We start from the raw sequence: 549 nt of genomic DNA on the forward strand, positions 1-549 counted from the left end.
ATAGCCATAGGTGTCATTATCAGGGCTAGTGACCCGTGCGGGTAAGGTGCCATTGACTTGTGGCCAGCGTATAGGCGCGGGGCGATAGGGTTTTAAGGCTTGATAGGGAATGGCGGTAAAGGGGAGGGCATAGGCATCAGTACGGTTACCTTGCCCTTGTACACTTAAAATGAGGATACCGTCATTAATATTCGTTAGCGGACTGCCGTTGATATTAATCCATTGACCGGGGGCAAGGTTATAGCGATTACTCTTACCTTTAATGATAATTTGCTGGCTAATCGCCTGCTCATGGCGGATTTTGGCATACCATTGACCGCTTTCAATGGCGTTATCTTGCTCAATACCGTCATCTTGCGGTGACGGGTTAGCGGTTTGTGGTTGGCTAGAGTTAGCGGCTTTATCATTTGGCTTACTCTGCTGACCTTGTCCGTTTTTATAATGCTCTTCGTAACGGTAATCAGTGCCTTGCGTGGTGGTGGTTTTCGGTTGGGTGTTGATATCAGTGAGTAAATCGGCTTTGGCATCACGGTAGTTATAGTCTTGAAC

Annotated in this window: 1 protein-coding gene; it reads right to left on the reverse strand. The window is 47.5% G+C overall.

The window, feature by feature from the left end; genetic code table 11:
* Positions 1 to 549: contractile injection system protein, VgrG/Pvc8 family (locus A9G45_RS03180; protein WP_218057014.1), on the reverse strand; the 549-nt coding region annotated here is incomplete at both ends.

The sequence above is a fragment of the Gilliamella sp. HK2 genome, assembly GCF_001690265.1.
Taxonomy (GTDB): Bacteria; Pseudomonadota; Gammaproteobacteria; order Enterobacterales; family Orbaceae; genus Gilliamella; species Gilliamella apicola_C.